Here is a 20,667-nt window from a genome sequence, read left to right as displayed (position 1 = left end):
CACACGCTATCTTACTGCATCTACTTCAAATTTATATTTTTTATCTATCAAGGCAAGTCCCTTTCGATAAAAAATCCATGCGCTGATCCCTGCTGCAAAATTACCTATCATTGCGCCAGTAAACAGACCAGGAAGACCAGCAAGTTGCGAGCCTATCCATAAAATAGGCAGGAAACAGATAAACAAACGCCAAGCTGAAATAAATAATGCGCGCATTGGCATCGCTAGTGCATTACAAATCGATACCATGATCATACAAACACCCAATGCGCCTAAACTAATAGGAACGCGTGTTAGGTGCATTAAAAGCACTTGCTGTACTTTTACATCAGATGACAATAATGTACTTAATGGTGACGACAGTAAAAAAAGAATGATTGCTATAATAAGCTGCCATGCAAGAACAAAACAGACGGCAATGTTTATCAAGGTTTTGATCCCTTGAATATCTCGCTTACCTAACCGCTTTCCTACCATCTGTGGCATCGACATTGTCAAAGCCAGTACAACGACGATAGAGAAAAATTCAATTCTCGAACCCAATGCCCAAGCTCCTACTGTAGCGGCGCCAAAACCTGCGACTAACTTCGTTGCTAACATAGAAGAGACAGGAGGCAATAATTGACTCATCATAGCTGGGGCCATGATATGTCCAAGCTCTTTAATCGACTGAACAATATTTAAGCCTACCCAATGAAAGCTTAACCACTTTTTTTTCATCACTAATGGGAAAACTACCAGCATACCAATAATAAATGCAGTGATCGTTGCCCAAGCAGCACCATTAATGCCCAGTCCAAATTTAAAGATGAACAAAGGATCTAAAACAATATTCAATAAGCTTGTTACCATCATCATAGTGCCCGGTAACAAAGTATTACCATTGGATCGACATAAGCTATAGGCAAAGTACAACATCGAACCACACCATGCGCTCATTAGCCAAATAGGCCAATAAGTATCAATGATAGGAAGTACATTTGCTGGCGCATCAAGCAAGTGCATGATCACATCTCGGAGTAACCAAATAACACCGCAAAGTAACGCAATACCAATACCACCAACAAGCACAACTAAACCGCCGAGTTGTTGAGCTCTTACTTCTTCATTGGCACCTAACACTCGTGAAATCAATGCTGTGGTCGCGATACCTAAACCAACTTGAAGACCAATGACTACCATTTGCATTGGTAGTGTAAAGCCTTGAGCAGCCAATGGAAGTACACCAAGCTGAGCGATAAAAGCACTATCTACAAGTTGAAAACTCATCAGCGATAACACACCGAATAACATCGGCCATGTCATTTTAAAGAGGTCTTGAGTTAAAATTCGAGTATTAGAAGATAGTTTCATCGATCGCTTCTCTTACTGATATAAATAGTTATTACGTAAAAACAAAAAATCCCCGCATGAGCGAGGATAATTTTGCTAATTATACAATTAGCGGATAACAAGTTTGACCAAATCGGCAGGTCGATAATAAACCGATTTTAATACCTTACCTTGACGAATGATTTTTCCATCAAGATCTACATCTTGAGCACACTTAGCAATAATATAATCACCCTTGGTGCTAGCCGTTAGTACAACACCCTGCTTTGAATAAAACGCTTCAGTATCAGCGTACTCATCAGCATTACGGCATACTTTACTCATATTGCTAGAGTGGACTTCATTCCAACAAGCCATAAAGTCAATACCAAGGCGCGCTGACATTTGTAAAAGAATATCAATCAAATAACTAATACCGATATTATCTTCTACTTGCTTATCACCAAGGTGAACTAAGCGCCCCATTAACACATAAACAGAATCAACGATCGCATCAGCTTGCTCAACTAAAGAATCCGCTTCTGCTAGTTCTGTCATTTCTTCAACAGCAAGTGATGTATGTAATGCGTCTGCTTGAGTATCAAGTGTTTGAGGTGATTCGATATCAAGATCGAATGTGGAACGAAACTCTCTAATATCGCGGTAAAGATGATCAAAAAGAGGTTGGTCTAGCGCTGACAGTTTCATTCGTTTTCCTTGTCTCAAATTATAATGGCCTAGTAATTAAAAATACGACGTAAATAGTAACGATGAATATTTTTAATCAGACAACGAACAGAATACTAATCTAATCAGAGACTAGATACAAAACCAATTATGAAATCAGTTTTCGTTTGTTGCTAAAACCACCATCTCACAGATATGCCACGTAACTTCTATGGCTTATTAACATAGAAAAAATCATTGAATTTATGGATACAAATGTAACAAAATGACATCATGATATTCCGATAATAGTACTTGATTGTTCATTAAAATAGATGAAAATCAGTTCGTTAATTTACCACCCATAATTATTTATTTTGGACACTCATATGATTGCAGGACACCGTGGTGCACGCGCTGTTGCACCAGAAAATACATTGATTTCCATGAAAGCTGCAGCTGATGCTGGTGCAAAATGGATTGAGACTGATACTCAACTTTGTGAAGATTTAGTGCCTGTTATTATCCATGATAAAAGCGTGCGTCGATGTACGAACGGTTCAGGGAGTGTTCGCCATAAAACGCTACAGGAATTGAAACAACTTGATGCTGGTAGTTGGTTTTCACCAGAGTTTGCAGGAGAAACCATCCCTACGTTAGATGAACTACTTTCCGCTTGTGATGAATATGGTCTTAATCTTAATCTCGAAATCAAGGTACATTACGAAGAAGAAGTAACCTTACAAGTGACAAAAACAATTGAAGCGATAAAAAATTATGGCTTTGATCCAGAACGTCTTATTTTATCCAGTTTTTCTTATAACGCGGTTAATCAATGCTTAGAGCAATGGCCTGAAGTACGTCGTGGGTTAATAATTGAAGATTGGGTACCAGATATTGAACGTTTAGATGAAAAACTGAAGCTATACAGTATCCATCTCGATCATCATCTTCTCAATGAAAAACTTGCAAAAGAAATTACCCATGCAGGTAAAGTACTACAAATTTGGACAATGAATGATCCTAAAAAAGTAGCTAAATTTACTCGTTGGGGAGTATCAACAATCATCACCGATGATCCTGCATTACTCATATCAACACTTAACGACTAATATTTTCAGAATAAGCGCTTATTTGTAAGCGCTTTTATTCTTCTACCTTAAAATAAATACCATAATTCAATCAATATTTATGAATTTTTATATTCCAAAATAATACAAATAATTCTCATAACAATCTGTATAAAATGTTTCAATATGTTTGGATAATATTAATACTATATGAATAATATATTTACCGTGATTATATCTATTTGAAAATCGCTCTATATTATATATAACCGTAACTGAATAATATTGTCAGAAAATAATCAGGATTGGGAGAAAACTCTTCATGTCAGTATATGACACTATATGTATTATGGCGGCAATTGCGGTCTTTATTTCAATAATTAACCATAAAATTGGACGTTTTCAAACAACAATTGCGATTACAGGTTGGTCTATCGCTATATCACTCATTCTTTTAGCATTAACTAGCTTTGGTTATATTTCATTAAATAAAGAAAACGCATTAATTGAACTGATTCAGCATATAAAATTTGAAGATTTCTTACTAAAAGGTGTACTTGGTTTCTTATTATTTGCAGGTGCACTAAATATAGATTTAAACCATTTAAAAGACCAAAAGTTTGAAATAACCTTTCTTGCCCTTGCTGGCACGCTATTTTCTACTTTTTTCATTGGGATAGTATTGTGGTTAATATTCAGTCTAATTGGTATTGAACTCAATTTTATTTATTGCTGCTTATTTGGTGCACTTATCTCCCCTACCGATCCTATTGCAGTATTAGCGATTGTAAAAAAGTTGAATGCTCCACAACGTATTTCCACTCAAATTGAAGGCGAATCATTATTTAACGATGGCGTTGGTTTGGTTATATTCGTCACTATTTTTGAAGTTGCTTTTGGAAAGACAGCACCAACGGTATCGGGTACTGCATTACTTTTCATCCGTGAAGCTTTTGGCGGTATTGCTTTTGGTGCCGTATTAGGTGGTATATTCCACTACCTAATTAAAGGTTCAAGCGACAATATGATGCGCTTAATCTTAACCATGCTTATTCCAACCTTTGGCTATGTATTAGGTGAACATTTAGAAGTTTCAGCTCCTCTCGCTATGGTTGTTTCAGGTATCTTGATTGGTAATATCACGCGTAAATACATTTCGGAACAATCAGCAGATCAAATGGCACATTTATGGGAGTTGGTTGATGAAATCTTAAATGCGGTATTATTCCTGCTTATCGGTTTTGTAATGATCACATTTAGCTTCCATGCCATTGATATTATTGCTGTTATTATTGCAATCCCACTCGTATTATTAAGTCGTTACTTAAGTGTTCGTCTATCTTATGTTGGTTTTACACGCTACCGTCAATACAATCCAGAATCCATTAAAATTCTAACTTGGGGCGGTTTACGAGGTGGTTTAGCACTTGCTATGGCAATGGCAATTCCAACCCATATTTACCTACCATCACACCCCGATGTCAGTATTAAAGAGATCATTGTATTAATGACTTACGCCATTGTGATCTTCTCTATTTTGGTCCAAGGTTCAACCATTACCCCAATGATTATGAAAGCAAAAGCGGTTGATAATAAACCATTCTAAGGAGAGAACATGTATTGGATCCATCACCACCACATTATTATTGCATTTGTTGGTCTAATTGCAGCCTTCGGTGCAGGCCTTATTGGGCTTTATAAGCAAAAATAGAATAACCAACACAGAGAAAGACCATGAAAAAGAGATAAATAACCATTGTTTTTTATCTCTTTTTTTATGAGCAACACTTATTTCGAACAAGTATTACATTTATCATTATCTATGAATAATTAACACACTATTTACAGTCAACCATTGTTAATAAAACCACTTCCTTTATGATATTTTAATCACTCTAAATAAGACATACATCAATGACCACCAGCAATGAGAGTTTAATTCCACTAGGCGCACGCTTTATGCTCCTTTCTGCCCTGGGCTTTGCCCTAATGTCTTCTACAGTAAAATACGTTAGTCAAATAGGCATTCCAGTTTTTGAGATTGTTGCGGCACGTGCTGTTGTTTCTCTTATCATTAGTTATTTAGATATTAAACGGAAAAGCATTTCAGTGTGGGGGAATAATAAGCCGTTATTAGTTGTTAGAGGCATTGTTGGCACCATTGGGCTCTCATGTGTTTATTATGCGGTTACTACGCTGCCCCTTGCTGAAGCCACCATTTTGCAATACACCAACCCCGTATTTACAGCCCTACTTGCTGTTATCTTCTTAAAAGAGCGCGTTCAATTTTCAACACTGGTATGTATTGCTTTAAGTATCTTAGGCTTATTTTTCATCGTTAACCCTACGACACTAACCTCTGGAAGTTCTCACCTGCCCTTATTTAGCGTCATGATTGCATTAATCGGTGCATTTGTTAGCGCAGTTTCATATATTATTGTGAAAAAGCTAAGTAGTACTGAAGATAGCTCTGTTATTATTTTCTACTTCCCATTGATCACTTTACCATTATCTCTTCTGTTGATTACTGATAACTTTGTTGTCCCTGATTTTTCTACCACTATTTGCTTGATTTTGGTTGGTATTTTTACACAAATAGGACAGGTGGGATTAACAAAAGCAATGCAAACTCAAACGGCAGGTAAAGCAACAGCCTACTCTTATGTTCAAATTGTTTTATCCATTATTTTTGGTTTTATCATATTTAAAGAAGTCCCTTCGATTTGGACTTATATCGGTGGCGTATTGATTATTGCAGGCGCTATTGTGAATCTATTTGGTCATAACATAATGAAAAAAATCAAACGCACAAGACACTAACTCATTATAGATACATAAACAGTAATAGCTTTTAACAAAAGCTTAATGATAACCTGGCTGAAGAATTTTCATAACCATTCACGGTCAAAGAATGACCGTTTACAACACAATCTATCAATGTAGTACGCAGGAAGCGGTATGATCGAATGTTATAAAAATAGACTTTGGTATCAAGACTTCGCCTTGAAAACTAATGGTATTGCTGTTGGCTGTAAAATGACAGTGGTAAAATTAGACGATAATCGTTTATTTATTCACTCGCCTATTGAACTCAACCATGCGCTAAAATCAAACATCAAGCAACTTGGCGAGATTGCCGCAGTTGTTACTCCGAATAAAAGCTACCATCACTATTTATCAGAATGGTGGCTTACTTATCCTGACGCCTATTTCTTTGCAGCTCCTGGATTACAACAAAAGCGCGGAGATCTTACCTTTGATGATGTATTACGCCAGCATACTCCAGCGCTATGGCAAGGACAGCTATTGCAAACCTTAATTAAAGGCAGTGACAGCTTTGAAGAAATTGCCTTTTGTGATCCCCTATCAAAAACACTAATTTTAGGTGATTTACTTGCATGGATGATTAATAAGAAACACCCACTCAGTATTGGTTATGGGCTTATCAATGGTTGTTATCTTCACCCTGCAATGCCTTTCTATTTACGACTCAGCTTCACCGACCACGCAAGGTTACGCCAATCGATTCAAGAAATCCTAACATGGCCTTTTGACCGCATTATTTTTGCAAAAGGTAAAGTTATTGAGACAAATGGCAAACAATTATTCTCAACCGCTTTCCACTGGTTATTCCATACTTAGCAATTAAATGCTTACTTATTCATCTATCTCATATTAATTGTGAGCAAGATCAATAAACACATTAAATCTAAAGCGCATAGTATTCTGATTATTATCGCCATACTTATCACTTCACTGGTAAGTTTGATTCGGAGCCATACTATGAATCCAATAAGAATTTATATTCGCGACATTTTAGGTCTTGGTGTTGTCGGTATGTTTATCTTAGCAACGCTTGGGATTATCTTTGCGGTTGTAGGGGCTATTCACTATATGACTGGTGCAACAGATTTAGTCGCTAAAGATCTTCATCTTGCGATGACGCACATTGTCTTTATAGTTCCTGCATTGTTACTGGGTTATGCCATCAGCCGACCACAATGGTTAGCTGAAACAGCACAATTTCGCTTAGAAAAAGCTAAAAAAGAGTCTGCATAAGCATTCGATACGTAGAAGAGCCTGACACGTAACTGTAAACATACATTGATATTGTTTCTTTCTTTATCTTTGTTTGTGAGGCTCTTTTGCTAAACGCTAAAACTCCCTCTATTTCAACGTTATTACCCGAACTAATACAACTTGAAACCTTAATTGATCGTTTAAGCCAACAACACTCCCCCGTGGCATTTCACTGTAACGTATTAGCATATATACCTTGCAATAATCATTTCCCTCACCACAATCGAAAAAGTTTACCACTCTATGCTATTCATATTGGAACATCGGCCCCTAATGTACCACTAATGATCTTTGTCGCCGGAGTACATGGCCTTGAACGAATTGGCACCCAAGTACTGCTGTCATATCTACATACAATTATCGAACGCATGTCATGGGATACCACGTTGCACCACCTTTTACAGAAGGTTCAGATCGCTTTTATCCCTTTAGTAAACCCTGTCGGGATGGCGAAATGCTACCGTTCAAATGGTAATCATGTTGATTTAATGCGAAATGCACCTCTAAACAGCCAAGAAAAAACCGCTTTTTTAATTGGTGGACATCACTTGTCACCTCGAATCCCTTGGTTTAGAGGGGTCAACAACCAACAAATGGAGCTTGAAGCAGAAGCATTGACCCGTTACGTTACCCGCTTAACAACATCGCGACCAATAACACTGTCACTGGATTGCCATTCTGGCTTTGGTTTAAAAGACAGAATTTGGTTTCCTTATGCTCACAGTGCAAAGCAAGCCTTCCCTTACATTGGTGATATTTACCACCTTCGCCATAAGTTTATGACGACTTACCCTAATCAAAATTATATTTTTGAACCTCAGGCTTTACACTATCTCTGTCATGGTGATTTATGGGATCACATCAGCCTGCAATGTTTAAGACAACAACAAATAATATTGCCACTAACATTAGAAATGGGCTCTTGGCGATGGATAAAGAAAAATCCACTACAAATTAAACAAACATTGGGGATTTTCAACCCAATGAAACCTCAACGTATACAACGCGTATTACAAAAACACATTGTACTGATGGATTTTATGATTAATGCAGCTGCAAACTACCCAGCATGGTTACATCATCCAGATAATCCTTATTACAAACAGCAAGCATTAACACGCTGGTATCAAAATCACTAATGGCTTCGTATATGACCCAAAGACACACCATAATATTGTTACGAGGATTATTTCGAGATCAATTTCATTGGGGCACGTTTTGTCAAACGTTGAAGAATCATTTTCCCCACTCAGATATTGTCTGTCTTGATATTGCAGGTAATGGCGCTCGTAATGACGAAAAAACACCACCAAGCCTTAAAGGCATTGCTCAAGATCTCCATGAACATTTCCATATATTACGGCCTCAGCACCAACAAGCTGACATTATTGCGATTTCTATGGGAGGGATGATAGCTTTAAAGTGGATGGCAATGTTTCCCAATGATATTCGCAAAGCAATATTGATTAATACCAGCACACAAAGTCTTTCTCCTTTTCATCAACGTTTGCGTTGGCAGCGCTATGCTGATATTTCCCAAATTTTATGGTTACCAAACTTAAAACAAGAAGAAAAAATCATTCATCTAACATCTAATAAACAATGGGATAGCGTTGAACTCATTGCTTTATCACACCAATGGGCAAACTGGAAAGAACAACACCCCATCTCATGCAAAAACATGTTTAATCAGCTTAATGCTAGCCGCGAGTTTACATTACCTAATAAGCTATCTCAGCCAATAGTCTTACTCACAAGCCAACAAGATAAGCTTGTAAATTATCAATGCAGTATCGCTTTAGCTCACTATTGGAATTTACCTATTAATATTCATCCCACGGCAGGTCATGATATACCGCTTGATGACCCACAGTGGGTTTGTGAGCACGCTAAACGTTTCTTATAATCTCACGTATTCTTTCATTACCAGCTTAATTACTTTGAAAATTGCTCTCGTAGTAATTCAATCATTGCTCGTGTTTTTTCTGGAATAAAACGTCGGGATGGATACACTAATGTCATAACAATATCTATTTCAAAGGTATCTGAAAGTACTGGGATTAAATCGCCACTGGCAACTTTATCTTCAAATAGGACGACTGGCAGTATAGCGATTCCTCTACCTGATTCTGTTAAGCGGTTAATTAAACCAAAATCTTCTGAAATTAAACGAACATTCATCCTCTCTGGCAATACCGTTGAGTTATATCGGCTAGTTAAAATCGGATGTTGATAAAGCGATTCCATCGTCGTAGGTAAACCGTATGACTCAAGATATTTAGGAGAACAATACAAACGGTTCCTTGAACTCAGTAATGTTTGTTGAACATAGTTTTCGTTAATCACATCAACAATGTTTGGCAACAGCTGTAAATCGATATTCTCTCTTTTTAAATCAATGCTTTCATACCGATGAATAATATCTAATGTTACATCTGGAAATTGTTCTGTATATCGATCCAATATTTCAAGAAAAACAGAGGATGAAATAAAAGCTGCAGGAATCGCCATTTTAAGCACACCACTGAATGCTTGTTGCTGGCTTTTCACTAAATTTACCGCTTGGTCAACTTCACTTAATGGCTGGTTGATATATTGATAAAACAATCGTCCATTTTCTGTTAACTCAATTTGTCGTGTTGTTCTTATCAATAACTGACAACCAAGATCTTTTTCAAGTTGTTGTATTCTCCTGCTAATTTTAGAACGTTGTAATGAATGTGCTTTTGCAGCCACACTGATCCCACCATGTCTGACCGTTAACATAAATAAATAAATATCATCTAACGATGCTTTCATAACACATACAACCATTGTCCTAAAAATAGAACACAAGTGTAATACTTATTAGTCTATTTAATCAAATACACACTCTTTATAATAATGTGATAAAGATCACTATAAAAAGAGACACATTATGGCAAATGCTGACACAACATTCCGTCGCTGGATGAAAGGATTAATCATCCTGTTTTTACTCTTCATGGGGTATATCATTGTTGCAGATAGGCATATTCCACTTACAACAGAAAGCCGTGTTCGTGGCTATGTCGTTCAAATAGCCCCAGAAGTCTCTGGCAATATCACCTCAGTTTCGATCACGAACAATCAGAAAGTAAAAAAAGGTGAGGTGTTATTTACTATAGATCCATCTCGGTATGAGCTTGCCGTTGATCGAGCAAAATTGGCATTACAACAATCTTATGAGCAAGAAAAATCTTTGTTAGCACAAGTTGAGGCAGCAAAAGCGAATGTTGCCACCAGCCAAGCCAATTATGACAACGCAAAAAGTGAATATGGTCGTATAAATAAACTGGCGCAGAAGAAATTAGTCTCTGCATCTATGCGTGATTCAGCATTCGCGAAAGATCGTAGTGCATTATCGACATTACATGCAGCACAACAGCAACTGTTAGCCGTTAAAGCTAAATTAGGACATAACGTCAGTGAAAGCACGCCTGTAATGTCCGCAAAAAATGCATTAAAACAAGCAGAACTAGATTTAGCACATACTAAAATTATTGCACCTAGTAACGGCGTCATTACTAACCTGCAAGTAGATGTAGGTACAATGGCAACAGTAAACAAACCAATGCTTACCTTTATTCCAACCAGCTCTATGTGGGTTTCTGCTGATTATCGTGAAAAGTCTACCGCATTAATTAATAAAGATTCTGTTGCTTACGTCACCTTCGATGCGCTACCTGGTCAAATTTTCAATTTCCATATCGCTAATCGCGACTTTGGTGTCGCCGCTGCACAAGAAACGCCAAATGGGCAATTAAGTGCCGTTGAGGTTAATAATCGCTGGGTACGTGACGCGCAGCGTGTGCGCGTTAATTTAACCAGTGACACGTCTTTACCGCATCAATTGTTTATTGGTTCACGTGCCACTGTTGTTATTTATTCAGGTAACAACCCGTTATGGCAAACCTTAGCCAGCATTCAAATTCATCTTACTAGTTGGTTGCACTACATCTACTAACCGCTGAGCGATCAATATCATGGTTGATCGCCCTTTCTTATCGCTTAAAAAGGAGCTAATAATGAAAACAATGCGGATCTGGTTTGGATGTGTTTTAGGACTCGCTATTAGTATGATTTTTGGTTGGTCTTATGGGTTTTTCGCTGCATTATTGCCAATAATGGTATTAATGAAGGCAGATCGCTGGAATTTATCATTACTAGTACAACTGATATTCGGGATTATCTGGGTCACAGTGCAAGTGAGCTTTATTTCTGGTTTATTACAACCGTACCCAGTTTTAATGACTATCGCTGTTGGTATTATGCTACTGGCAAAATGCACTGCGATGATGAACCCTAAAACCTATTTATTTGGTTTCTCTGGTTTGTTAATTGGCTCAATCGCGCTCAACTTTGCAAGCTATACTGGATTTGATCTTGAAGAGTTCAGTATTACCTTATGGATGAGTGGATTAATAACAGCACCTATTTGTGCACTAGCCTATTTTATTTTCCCTGAACCAGAAACAGAACAAACAGCACCTAGTATAAATAATGACACGCAACGCATTGATCATATTGGCATGATCCGCCAAACCGCACTGGGCTGGATAGTCGCAATGGCTGCTTTTCTTTTATTCCAATTCGGTGATTTACGTGATTCATTATCAGCACAAGCATCTATTTTCATAGTCCTCGCACCAATGACATTAATTGGTTCAATGGCTGTCGCTAAAATACGTATTACGGGGACATTTTTAGGATGTTTAGCAGGTATGATTATCCAGTTAGGGCTTTATTCATGGGTTAATAATGGCATCTTATTTCTGATGGCTTATGCGATAGCTGCAGGTTTTTTCTGCCGCTGGATTGCACAAGGTACCATAAAATCGAGTATTGCTTTTTCTGCGATGTCCGCATTAACTGTGCCATTAACAACATCATTAATACCAGAGCAAAAAGATGCCTTTTTCTCTATTTTATATCGCTTCAGTTCCATTTTTGTTGCCGTGATCATGACTTCAATCGTAATTTGGATCACCCACCACTTTTTAGTCCGGGTGATCAAAGCCCCTAATGAACAATTTTAAAACAATAAATAAACCAGCTAGTATCAGTACTTAGCTGGTTTTTCTCTATCATCTTGCGATTATCACTATGCTAAATCATCTTTAGTCACACTCACGCCTTTGATTTGCGCATAAACTTGATCGCCAATCTTTAACGCTAATTCATCCGCCGCCCAAGCAGTAATATTGGCCCATAAATGGGTTTCACCAACGCGTAATTTCACTTCAACACGTTCATCTTCAGCATAATGAATTTTATCCACTCTAGCGGCTAAGATATTACGAATACTGGTTTGAGTCGGTTGTTCACGAGCAATAGAAACATCATTTGAGAAAATGCGTACCCTCACCCATTCACCTCGCTGCTGCTCCAATCGGCTGACCCACAAGAATGAATCATGACTTAACATTACCTGCGTTAACGCGTATTTAGGATGATTATAATTAATACGAGCACTTAATAATGAACTTTGCTCTTTAACAGGCAACCACGGGCGCATTTCAGGTGAACTCCATACTGAATTCACATGTCCTGAAATTAACACCTTACCTTGGTTAAGCATCACCATAGAATCGGCAAGGCGTAAGATTTCATCAAGGCTATGGGTAACATAAATAATCGGTGTATTCACACTCTTGGCTAAACGCTCAAGGTAAGGCATTAATTCTTGTTTACGAGGCATATCTAATGATGCTAATGGCTCATCCATCAGCAACATGTCAGGTTTAGTTAATAACGCGCGTCCAATCGCGACACGCTGTTTTTCGCCACCGGATAACGATGACGGATAACGATTTAATAACGCTTCAATGCCAAGCAAACGCACAATATCATCAAAATGCTGGGGATCAGGACTCTTGACGCCATAGCATAGATTGCCTTTAACACTGTAATGGGGGAATAAACGTGCATCTTGAAATACATAACCAATTTTGCGCTTATCCGGTGAAAGAAATATCCGCTCTTCACTATTATAAAGAGTGTTATCGCCAAGCTTAATAATCCCGTTATCTGGCTTTGTTAAACCCGATAGAACATTCACTAACGACGTTTTACCTGCTCCTGAACGACCAAAAATCGCTGTGATCCCTTTCATTGGCACATCAAGATCAACATCTAACGCTAAATCACCCAACTGTTGTTTAAATTTTATTTTCAGACGCTTATTGATTGTCATTACATCACTTCCAAACGTTTTCTAGCAAGGCGTGTTAGCCATTCAGAAGCAAATAATGAAGACAAGGCAATCACAATTGCGACCACACATAAACGGGCTGCTTCACTTTCAGCCCCTGGAGTTTCAATAAATGAATACATTGCCAATGGAATCGTTTGAGTTTGACCAGGAATATTAGAAACAAAGGTAATCGTTGCACCAAACTCACCTAGAGCACGAGCGAAGGCTAAGATTGTGCCTGTTAAAATACCTGGGATCGTTAACGGTAGTGTAATGGTGACAAATACACGTAGTGGTGATGCGCCTAATGTACGAGCGGCTTGTTCCAGCTTTTTATCGACTCCTTCTAAAGCAAGGCGAATAGAGCGCACCATTAATGGAAAAGATACCACAGCAACCGCTAAAGCTGCCCCACGCCAACTAAAGCTAAAACTAAAACCAAACCACTCATAAAGCCATTTACCTATAGCGCCTTGTCTTCCCATTGAAATCAACAATAAATAACCAATCACAACAGGAGGTAAAACAAGGGGTAAATGAATGAAACCATCTAATAATGATTTACCCCAAAAATCTCGACGAGCCAATAACCAAGCACAAGCAATACCCAAAGGAAGGCTAAATAACACAGCAACACTTGAAATTTTAAGGCTTAACAATAACGCTTGTAATTCATAATCAGTGAGCAAAGCGAACAATCCTGTGTTTCAATCTAAACCCATGCTCTTTTCTGCATGAGATTCGTAATAATAGCGATAGCATAAGTAATCATTGCATCATAGTCAGTAACGGTGTGTATAAAACTTCGTAGTTGCTCTATAAATAAACAAAAAAGCACTGAGCGAAGTGCTCAGTGCCGAGTTTTATCTATAATGTCGTTTAACCATAATATGATTGATTTATTGCCTAACTTATTGTCTTAATTAACTGGACCAAAACCATATTGTTTAAAAATAGCCTTGGCTTCGTCATGCTGTAAGTATTCATAAAACGCTTTTGCCGCAGGCGTCGCATTACCTTTTACTAATGCCATTGGATACGTAATTGGCTTATGTGAATCGGCAGGGAAAGTCGCAACAATTTTTACCTTTTTAGAAATTTCCGCATCGGTTTTATATACAATTCCAAGTTTCGCTTCGCCGCGTTCAACTAAAACTAATGCCGAGCGTACATTATTTGCCCGTGCTAATAAGGGCTCTGCTTGCTGCCATAATTTTAGATACTCTAACGATTGCTTAGCGTAACGTCCTGCTGGAACATTTGCCGGATTACCCACCGCTAAACGTGTACCGTCTAAGGCTTTAGATAAATCCCAGCTTGCTGTCAGCTTGATATTCTTTTGTGGATAATCAGTAGGAGCAACCATCACTAGACTGTTTTTTAGAACATCGACACGGCTATTATCAATTACCGCGCCCTGCTGCTCTACATAATCCATCCATTTTTCGTTAGCCGATAAATAAATATTCGCGGGTGCACCAAGCGCAACTTGGCGAGCTAACGCTGAAGATGAAGCGAATGAAAGCGTGGTTTTAACGCCAGTCTCCTTTTGGTATTTAGCCGCAATATCATTTAACGCATTGGTTAATGACGAAGCCGCAAATACCGTGATGTTGCTATCAGCAGAAAAAGATGAAAAAGAGAGTGTTGAGAGTAACGCTGCTGTTGCGAAAGCTAATTTACGTGTCATGACGATGCTCCTAATATTTCGATATATAGTAAACTACATATCGGTTAATACAAGTATTATCTGTGTCATGGTTCTTTAGTTTTAAACTAAAATATATCCGTCTTCAACATCACTTTTTATTGTCATCTAAAAAGTAATTAATCCTCTACCTCACCAATAGCAAACGATTACACCTTATAAACTATCACTTTTAGGTATATGTAACACCCCCAATAGCGATAATGATCACAAATAAAAGCAATAAATGAAATTGTTATTTTCAATAAAAAATTACCCAGTATTATCTGCGAAAAATACCTTCCTTCGGTGATACTCGATGTTAAAGAAAACGTTACTTGCTGCATCATTAGCAACTTTGTCTCTTTCAAGCGCTTCTGCTTTTGCTATCGAAAATGTTGATCTATTAATCAAGAATGGTCAAATACTAACCATGGACCGTGATAGAACGATTTTTGATAAAGGCCTAATTGCAATTAAAGATAATAAGATTGTCGCTGTTACTGATGGCTCAGACATTAATGAGTATAAATCAGCAAAAACAATCGATGCTGATGGCGATATTGTAATGCCTGGTCTTATTAATACTCACACCCATGCATCGATGACTGTCTTCCGCTCTCTTGCTGATGACGTACCCGATCGTCTACATCGATACATTTTTCCATTAGAGAAAAAACTGGTATCGCGTGAAATGGTGCGTATCGGTGCTCAGTTGGGTAACGTTGAAATGGTGAAGGGTGGCGTTACCACTTACGCTGACATGTATTACTTTGAAGACGAAGTTGCTAAAACGGTCGACCAAATTGGTATGCGTGCGATTTTAGGTGAAACAATTATTCAATTCCCTGTAGCAAGTGCTAAAACACCAGAAGATGGCATTAAATACGCAGAAAAACTGATTAACGAATATAAAGATCACCCGCGTATCACGATGGCATTTGCGCCACATGGCCCGTACACCAACTCAACAGAAACTCTGCAAACTATTGCCAAACTTTCGATGAAATACGATGTGCCCGTGATGATGCACTTGGCTGAATCAGATCGAGAGCGTGAGGTTATTGCAAAACGTTCTGGTGGTCTATCCCCTGTAAAATACATGGAATCGATTGGCGCACTAAATAATAACTTTGTAGCTGCACATGTGATTGATGCGAACAAAGAAGATATCGCTATTTTGAAAAAATACGATGTTGGTATTGCACATAACATGAGCGCAAACATTAAGTCAGCAAAAGGCGTATCACCAGCATTACAAATGTTTAATGATGGTTTACGTATAGGCTTAGGCACCGATGGTCCAATGTCGGGTAATACGCTAAGTACTATTGATGAATTTAATCAAGTTGCAAAAGTGCATAAATTAGTCAATAAAGATCGTGCAGCTATGCCACCTAAAAATGTGATTGAAATGGCAACGATCGGTGCTGCTCGTGCACTCCATATGGAAGATAAAGTTGGCTCTTTAGAAGTCGGTAAGTTGGCTGATGTGATCGTTATTGATACCAAAGCGCCAAATATGGTACCTGTTTATAATCCATATTCAGCACTTGTTTACTCTGCTTACGCAACGAACGTAAAGCATACGATTGTTGATGGTAAAGTGATTATGGAAAACAGAAACGTACTAACGGTTAATGAAGATAACATTCGCAAAGAAGCGCTGCAGTTTGCAGATAAAGTGCGTCAAACCGTTATTGAAAGCGGCGAAATCGTACAGTAACTAATCTGTTATTAGTTAGATACAGGGCAGCGAACACGTTTCACTGCCCTATTTTTATTCTTTAATATACTCAAGGTAATAGTTGTAAAGCTGTTCAACATCACCACTGCACATCAATTGCATCGCTTGTTTAAGTTGTTGCTCTGACCAGTTCCACCATTGCATTTCAGTCAACATCATAATTTGCTTTGCCGTGAATCGCTGTTTTACTACATGATTATTAGCAACAACCACGCTATAAGGCTCAACATCCTTGGTGATCACCGCCCTCGCTCCGATCACAGCGCCATTACCAATTTTTACTCCAGGCATGATCATCGCTTCAGAGCCAATCCATACATCATTACCAATCACGGTATCGCCTACTCGCTTAAAACCACTAGGGACATCTTCACCAAAATCATTACCAAATGGAAAGGTTGAAATCCAATCAATACGATGACCTTGATTACCCGCCATCATGAAAGTCGCCCCGGAAGCAATAGAGCAAAATTTACCAATGATCAGCTTATCTACTTCACCAAACATACCGCTTTGCCAAACCTCTTTGGTTGGCTTATCTCCAAGCAAATAGCGTACAGCTTGATCTTCAAAAGATTTATCGTGGTAATAGCCAGAATAGTAGCTGTAGTCACCGACTTCTATGTTGGGGTTAGTAATGGTGTCTTTTAATTTTTGGCTTTCAAGCCATGTTTCAAACTGCATATTAAACGTCCTGTTGATTCATTGCAGTCAGTCTAATTGTTCTTTATTCTTACCAGAAGCGATCATTACGAGATTAATAATTACCATATGGAAATAAAGTGGCTAAGTTACGTACCCATTTATTTAGCGTTATGTGAAGAAAAAAGCATTGCAAAAGCAGCGGTGAGATTAAATTGCTCAAGCGCACATATCAGTCGACAATTGCGTCAACTCGAAGCACTCCTCGATACTCAGCTTATACAGCGAACAACTCGCCAATTTAACCTCACCTATGATGGGCTTGAATTTTATAAGCAGGTAAAAGCACTGTTTGCACATGCTGAAGCCATTAACGAAGGATTAGATGTCACTAATTCTGTTTATGGCAAACTTCGTATCGCAGCGTCTGCTTCTTTTGGCTCGATGCTATTAAGTGAACATCTTGCCGATTTCAATTTGAGTCATCCAAACATTGAATTAGAAGTCGCTTTTACTGAAACCCCATTAGATCTAATAGAGCAAGGTTTTGATGTCGCCATTTATTTCACAGAGACGCCACCAGAAGGCTATGTAGGTCATTATATACGCCACCTTCAATGCCAACCCTTTGCTCATGAAAGTTACTTAGCAGATCATCCAGCGATTACTCATCCATTGGATTTGCTCGATCACAACCACATTATTTATCGAAATAGCGAATTCACGCTCGATAAATGGTGTTTTATTCATCAAACGACACAAGAAAAGACAAATATTATCCTTAAACCTGCCATGAGTTTTAGCCTAGTCACCGTCATGACCGAGGCAATGATCAAAGGCTGTGGTATTGCTATGCTTGATGAGATGGCATTAAGTCACTTAGATAGTGATAAACGAACACATATTATTAATATCTTACCCGATTGGTTTACACCTAATCGTTTGCCTTTATATATCCTTTATCCTAAACGTAAACATCTTGCTCAACGTACAAGTCTATTTGTTAATTTTATTCGTCAAAAATTTGATAAAACAAATTAGAATTAAAGATAGATTGAAAGAAATAAAAAGAACAATACTACCTTAAAAATACTAATATTGGCCTTACAACGCTTAATTACCCATATTCTATTCGTAAAAAGCATGATATATAATTAAAAGGATTTGTATAGTGATTATAAAAAGTGAATACAATAGCTGCTCAATGCTGTTGCTTCGAAATACACATGAGTGATAAATAACTTTTACCCTACTTATTTATCTTTTCAAAAATATATTCAATTTTCTCACATAATCATTAACTGCAAATAACCAAGCAAATCTGCTGCCCAGTAAATAAATAACAATAGAGGCAATTAATGGTTACTATTAATATTGATGGCAATAGCTTTCAAGTCGACAAGAATCAAAACTTATTAGAAGCAGCAAAACAATCCGGTATTGAGATCCCGTCACTCTGCGACATAGACACATTCACAGATGAATGCGCACTTTGTGATGTTGAAATCGCAGGTAAAGGGATTGTGAAAGCGTGCAAAGTTAAGCCTACTGATGGAATGGTAGTCACTACCTCATCGCAATTACTGTCAAATATTCGAAAGTGCAATTTAGAGCGAATTTTACAACGCGCAAATACCAACTGTAGCGTACCGCCTTGTCAGATTGCCTGCCCTGCAAACGTTGATATCCAATCCTATTTATACTTTATCGCTAACAATGAACACTTAAAAGCCATTGAAGTGATAAAGAAAACATTGCCTATGCCGCTTTCTATTGGTCGGGTTTGCCCTGCTTTCTGTGAAGCAAAATGCCAGCGTAACTTAGTCGATGAGCCACTCGCGATCCGTCAATTGAAACGTTACGCCGCTGACATTGACCTTGAAAAACTAAATAGCTATACCCCAATCAAAAAAGACGATAAGGGTAAACGTATTGCTATTGTGGGTGCTGGACCTGGTGGTTTAAGTTGTGGCTATTTCCTTAGCAATGAAGGTTACAACGTCACTGTGTATGAAGCGATGCCACAAGCCGGTGGATGGCTACGTTACGGCATCCCTGAGTATCGTTTACCTAAAGATATTCTAGATAAAGAAATCGATATTATGTGTCGTAACGGCATGAGTATCGAAACCAATAAAAAGTTAGGTGAAGGCTTTACCCTTTCTTCGCTCAGTGAAGAATTTGATGCTGTTTGTTTAGCGATTGGTGCATCACAAGCCAGTGAGATGAAGTATACCGGTAGTGATTTAGCAGGTTGCTATCTTGGTGTTGATTTCTTAAAAGATCAGACACTCGATAAACAATATACTATTGGTAAAAAAGTCGCGGTGATTGGTGGTGGTAACACTGCAATTGACTGCGCCCGCTCTGCATTACGTTTAGGCGCAGATACCACACTTATTTACCGCCGTACTCGAGATGAAATGCCAGCTGAAACCTATGAAATTGAAGAAGCAGAGCATGAAGGTGTTAAATTTCACTTTTTAACCAATCCTGCTGAAAATATTGCTGATGACAATGGTCATGTTTGTCAGATAAAACTTGAAAAGATGGCATTGGGCGAACCTGATGCCTCTGGCCGCTGCTCACCAAAAGCAACTGGCGAATATTTTGTTAAAGACTTTGATACCGTTATCGCTGCTGTCTCGCAAAAGACCGATACCAGCTTCATTGCTAACGAAGATATCGAGCTTTCTTTTAGTCGCTGGAACACCATCAATGTTGATGAAACGACGATGCACTCTGGGGTTAAAAACATCTTCGCTATTGGTGATTTTCGTCGAGGGCCAGCAACAGCGATTGAAGCGATTGCCGATGGCCGAAAAGCGGCAAAAGGGATTGATGAATTCTTTGATGGCACCATGGAAAAACTCTATACCGAGTCATTCCGTTCTCGCAATGTTGAAAGAAGTCATCTTATTCAGCCTGAACATATTGAAAAGTTAAAGCGTGTTATGGCAAGTATTGCCACTGGAGATAACGCTAAGCAAACCGAACAGATGTTAAATCACGCCCTAGCTAAAGTGTTACGCGCTAAAATGCCAGAGCTAACACTGGCACAGCGTCATTTAAGCTTCAATGAAGTTGAAACCGGGCTATCACAGCAAGCCGCTATTGATGAAGCTAAGCGTTGTTTAAGTTGTGGTTGTGATGAAGGCAACGACTGTAAACTTCGTCACTATGCAACAGATTATAAAGTTGATCGTAAATTGTTTATCAACCATGCCACACCTTTAGCGAACTAAAAGTT

The 20,667-nt window shown here is 38.3% G+C and carries 19 protein-coding genes; 12 read left to right on the top strand and 7 right to left on the bottom strand.

Going from position 1 to position 20,667, the window contains the following annotated elements:
* Window positions 1-6: 6 nt before the first annotated feature.
* The gene (locus I3259_RS11415) at window positions 7-1,353 is read right to left on the bottom strand and encodes an MATE family efflux transporter (protein ID WP_238029741.1); all 1,347 of its coding nucleotides are present in this window, start codon (window positions 1,351-1,353) and stop codon (window positions 7-9) included.
* A gap of 87 nt (window positions 1,354-1,440) precedes the next feature.
* On the bottom strand, window positions 1,441-2,019 hold the full coding sequence (locus tag I3259_RS11410) for a nucleoside triphosphate pyrophosphohydrolase family protein (protein WP_238029740.1): 579 nt from the start codon (window positions 2,017-2,019) through the stop codon (window positions 1,441-1,443).
* A 347-nt stretch (window positions 2,020-2,366) separates the two neighbouring features.
* On the opposite strand from I3259_RS11410, the gene I3259_RS11405 reads away from it, so the two are divergent.
* The 7 genes from I3259_RS11405 (at window position 2,367) to I3259_RS11375 (ending at window position 9,033) form a co-directional block, all read left to right on the top strand.
* Complete coding sequence (locus I3259_RS11405) at window positions 2,367-3,089, top strand: glycerophosphodiester phosphodiesterase family protein (protein ID WP_238029739.1); 723 nt, start codon at window positions 2,367-2,369, stop codon at window positions 3,087-3,089.
* A 280-nt stretch (window positions 3,090-3,369) separates the two neighbouring features.
* Entirely contained in the window at window positions 3,370-4,653 is a 1,284-nt protein-coding gene (locus tag I3259_RS11400) for a sodium:proton antiporter (protein WP_238029738.1), read from the top strand.
* A 308-nt stretch (window positions 4,654-4,961) separates the two neighbouring features.
* Window positions 4,962-5,867, top strand: a complete 906-nt coding sequence (locus I3259_RS11395; protein ID WP_238029737.1) for a DMT family transporter — start codon at window positions 4,962-4,964, stop codon at window positions 5,865-5,867.
* Window positions 5,868-6,005: 138 nt separating this feature from the next.
* A complete protein-coding gene (locus I3259_RS11390) occupies window positions 6,006-6,689 on the top strand; it encodes a DUF4336 domain-containing protein (RefSeq protein ID WP_238029736.1) in 684 nt (227 codons plus the stop codon).
* Window positions 6,690-6,830: 141 nt separating this feature from the next.
* Window positions 6,831-7,106 (top strand): hypothetical protein, encoded by a 276-nt coding sequence (locus I3259_RS11385; RefSeq protein ID WP_238029735.1) that lies wholly within the window; start codon window positions 6,831-6,833, stop codon window positions 7,104-7,106.
* 86 nt (window positions 7,107-7,192) lie between these two features.
* Window positions 7,193-8,266: a M14 family zinc carboxypeptidase gene (locus I3259_RS11380; protein ID WP_238029734.1), complete on the top strand. Its 1,074-nt coding sequence runs from the start codon at window positions 7,193-7,195 to the stop codon at window positions 8,264-8,266.
* 11 nt (window positions 8,267-8,277) lie between these two features.
* Window positions 8,278-9,033, top strand: a complete 756-nt coding sequence (locus I3259_RS11375) for an alpha/beta hydrolase (protein WP_238029733.1) — start codon at window positions 8,278-8,280, stop codon at window positions 9,031-9,033.
* A gap of 29 nt (window positions 9,034-9,062) precedes the next feature.
* Here the strand turns inward: I3259_RS11375 and I3259_RS11370 are convergent, their stop codons facing one another.
* Window positions 9,063-9,926: a LysR family transcriptional regulator gene (locus tag I3259_RS11370; protein WP_238029732.1), complete on the bottom strand. Its 864-nt coding sequence runs from the start codon at window positions 9,924-9,926 to the stop codon at window positions 9,063-9,065.
* 118 nt (window positions 9,927-10,044) lie between these two features.
* Here I3259_RS11370 and I3259_RS11365 point away from each other — a divergent pair, with 118 nt between their 5' ends.
* Together I3259_RS11365 and I3259_RS11360 are read left to right on the top strand one after the other, a co-directional pair.
* Entirely contained in the window at window positions 10,045-11,112 is a 1,068-nt protein-coding gene (locus I3259_RS11365; protein WP_238029731.1) for an HlyD family secretion protein, read from the top strand.
* A gap of 61 nt (window positions 11,113-11,173) precedes the next feature.
* The gene (locus I3259_RS11360) at window positions 11,174-12,184 is read left to right on the top strand and encodes a DUF2955 domain-containing protein (RefSeq protein WP_238029730.1); all 1,011 of its coding nucleotides are present in this window, start codon (window positions 11,174-11,176) and stop codon (window positions 12,182-12,184) included.
* Between the two features lie 65 nt (window positions 12,185-12,249).
* Here the strand turns inward: I3259_RS11360 and modC are convergent, their stop codons facing one another.
* The 3 genes from modC to modA form a co-directional block, all read right to left on the bottom strand.
* Entirely contained in the window at window positions 12,250-13,341 is a 1,092-nt protein-coding gene (gene modC, locus I3259_RS11355) for a molybdenum ABC transporter ATP-binding protein ModC (protein ID WP_238029729.1), read from the bottom strand.
* The gene (modB, locus tag I3259_RS11350) at window positions 13,341-14,030 is read right to left on the bottom strand and encodes a molybdate ABC transporter permease subunit (protein ID WP_107208510.1); all 690 of its coding nucleotides are present in this window, start codon (window positions 14,028-14,030) and stop codon (window positions 13,341-13,343) included. Before modB ends, modC begins: the two co-directional genes overlap by 1 nt.
* 230 nt (window positions 14,031-14,260) lie before the next feature.
* Complete coding sequence (gene modA / locus I3259_RS11345; protein ID WP_238029728.1) at window positions 14,261-15,031, bottom strand: molybdate ABC transporter substrate-binding protein; 771 nt, start codon at window positions 15,029-15,031, stop codon at window positions 14,261-14,263.
* A gap of 316 nt (window positions 15,032-15,347) precedes the next feature.
* On the opposite strand from modA, the gene I3259_RS11340 reads away from it, so the two are divergent.
* Window positions 15,348-16,754: an amidohydrolase gene (locus I3259_RS11340; RefSeq protein WP_238029727.1), complete on the top strand. Its 1,407-nt coding sequence runs from the start codon at window positions 15,348-15,350 to the stop codon at window positions 16,752-16,754.
* 54 nt (window positions 16,755-16,808) lie between these two features.
* Here the strand turns inward: I3259_RS11340 and I3259_RS11335 are convergent, their stop codons facing one another.
* A complete protein-coding gene (locus tag I3259_RS11335) occupies window positions 16,809-17,459 on the bottom strand; it encodes a CatB-related O-acetyltransferase (RefSeq protein ID WP_238029726.1) in 651 nt (216 codons plus the stop codon).
* 87 nt (window positions 17,460-17,546) lie between these two features.
* Here I3259_RS11335 and I3259_RS11330 point away from each other — a divergent pair, with 87 nt between their 5' ends.
* Both I3259_RS11330 and I3259_RS11325 read left to right on the top strand, forming a co-directional pair.
* Window positions 17,547-18,458, top strand: a complete 912-nt coding sequence (locus tag I3259_RS11330; RefSeq protein ID WP_238029725.1) for a LysR family transcriptional regulator — start codon at window positions 17,547-17,549, stop codon at window positions 18,456-18,458.
* Window positions 18,459-18,775: 317 nt separating this feature from the next.
* Entirely contained in the window at window positions 18,776-20,662 is a 1,887-nt protein-coding gene (locus tag I3259_RS11325; protein ID WP_238029724.1) for an FAD-dependent oxidoreductase, read from the top strand.
* Window positions 20,663-20,667 lie beyond the last annotated feature (5 nt).

Source organism: Photobacterium sp. Ph5, assembly GCF_022129445.1.
In the GTDB taxonomy this organism is placed as follows: domain Bacteria; phylum Pseudomonadota; class Gammaproteobacteria; order Enterobacterales; family Vibrionaceae; genus Photobacterium.
Note: the sequence above shows the minus strand (reverse complement) of the source record. Positions and strands in the feature narration are given on the sequence as shown.

Excerpts from the sequence above, each read along its gene's own strand:
- I3259_RS11370 (WP_238029732.1), bottom strand. The coding sequence starts at position 9,926 with ATGAAAGCATCGTTAGATGATATTTATTTATTTATGTTAACGGTCAGA.
- I3259_RS11330 (WP_238029725.1), top strand. The coding sequence starts at position 17,547 with ATGGAAATAAAGTGGCTAAGTTACGTACCCATTTATTTAGCGTTATGT.
- modC (WP_238029729.1), bottom strand. The coding sequence starts at position 13,341 with ATGACAATCAATAAGCGTCTGAAAATAAAATTTAAACAACAGTTGGGT.
- I3259_RS11360 (WP_238029730.1), top strand. The coding sequence starts at position 11,174 with ATGAAAACAATGCGGATCTGGTTTGGATGTGTTTTAGGACTCGCTATT.
- I3259_RS11335 (WP_238029726.1), bottom strand. The coding sequence starts at position 17,459 with ATGCAGTTTGAAACATGGCTTGAAAGCCAAAAATTAAAAGACACCATT.
- I3259_RS11410 (WP_238029740.1), bottom strand. The coding sequence starts at position 2,019 with ATGAAACTGTCAGCGCTAGACCAACCTCTTTTTGATCATCTTTACCGC.
- I3259_RS11325 (WP_238029724.1), top strand. The coding sequence starts at position 18,776 with ATGGTTACTATTAATATTGATGGCAATAGCTTTCAAGTCGACAAGAAT.
- I3259_RS11375 (WP_238029733.1), top strand. The coding sequence starts at position 8,278 with ATGACCCAAAGACACACCATAATATTGTTACGAGGATTATTTCGAGAT.
- I3259_RS11400 (WP_238029738.1), top strand. The coding sequence starts at position 3,370 with ATGTCAGTATATGACACTATATGTATTATGGCGGCAATTGCGGTCTTT.
- I3259_RS11340 (WP_238029727.1), top strand. The coding sequence starts at position 15,348 with ATGTTAAAGAAAACGTTACTTGCTGCATCATTAGCAACTTTGTCTCTT.
- I3259_RS11395 (WP_238029737.1), top strand. The coding sequence starts at position 4,962 with ATGACCACCAGCAATGAGAGTTTAATTCCACTAGGCGCACGCTTTATG.
- I3259_RS11415 (WP_238029741.1), bottom strand. The coding sequence starts at position 1,353 with ATGAAACTATCTTCTAATACTCGAATTTTAACTCAAGACCTCTTTAAA.
- I3259_RS11365 (WP_238029731.1), top strand. The coding sequence starts at position 10,045 with ATGGCAAATGCTGACACAACATTCCGTCGCTGGATGAAAGGATTAATC.
- modA (WP_238029728.1), bottom strand. The coding sequence starts at position 15,031 with ATGACACGTAAATTAGCTTTCGCAACAGCAGCGTTACTCTCAACACTC.
- I3259_RS11405 (WP_238029739.1), top strand. The coding sequence starts at position 2,367 with ATGATTGCAGGACACCGTGGTGCACGCGCTGTTGCACCAGAAAATACA.
- I3259_RS11390 (WP_238029736.1), top strand. The coding sequence starts at position 6,006 with ATGATCGAATGTTATAAAAATAGACTTTGGTATCAAGACTTCGCCTTG.
- I3259_RS11385 (WP_238029735.1), top strand. The coding sequence starts at position 6,831 with ATGAATCCAATAAGAATTTATATTCGCGACATTTTAGGTCTTGGTGTT.